Source organism: Myxococcus sp. AM010, assembly GCF_013372585.1.
GTDB classification, from domain to species: Bacteria; Myxococcota; Myxococcia; order Myxococcales; family Myxococcaceae; genus Myxococcus; species Myxococcus vastator.
On sequence record NZ_JABXEO010000214.1, the window covers coordinates 1 to 730 of the forward strand.

Annotated in this window: 1 protein-coding gene; it reads left to right on the forward strand. The window is 70.4% G+C overall.

From position 1 onward, the window contains the following. Positions 1–23 precede the first annotated feature (23 nt). Positions 24–730, forward strand: a 707-nt coding sequence (locus HV826_RS36365) for a BTAD domain-containing putative transcriptional regulator (protein WP_303623605.1), incomplete at its 3' end; no start/stop codon positions are given.

Below are 730 nucleotides of genomic sequence, written 5' to 3' on the forward strand. Positions count from 1 at the left end.
CCATGCGAGGAATCCCGGAGGACATGGCAGCCGACGGCCTGGTAAATACACAACGCTTTCACCTGGAACTCTTGGGCGAAGCCCGGCTCCGGGTCGGCGACACGCGCATCCCCCTGGAGCGGCGGACCGCGGGCGTCCTCGCATGGCTGGCATTGGAAGGCCCCCACCCGAAGTACCGCCTGGCCGGCCTGCTGTGGGCGGAGTCCGGGGAGACGACCGCGCGCAACAACATGCGACAGTTGCTGCGCCGGCTGCGGCTCGCCTGCGGCGCGGAGCTGGTGCAGGGCACCGACGTCCTCTCGCTGGGTGAGGGCGTCGTCTCTGACGCCGCAGAACTCCAGGCCCACGTGCTCGCGGGGCGATTCTCGGAAGCCCTCATGCTGGAAGGCGTGCTCCTGGGCGCCCTGGAGTACGAAGATTGCTCGGAATTCCAGACATGGCTGGAGGGCGCGCGGGAGCGGCTGGACAAGCTTCGCCGCCGGGCCGCCGTGGCGGAGTCGGAGTCGCGGGAGAAGCGGGGGGACCTGACGGGCGCGCTGGCGCTCGCGGAGCAGCTCCTCACCATGGACCCGTATTCGGAAGAAGCGTGGCGCCGGCTGATGCGGCTGCACTACATGGCGGGCGACCGCATGGCCGCGCTCAACGCCTTCGAGCGGTGCCGCCGCCTGCTGCGCGAGGAGCTGGACACCACGCCGCTGCCGCAGACGGTGGCCCTGGCGCGTGAAATCGA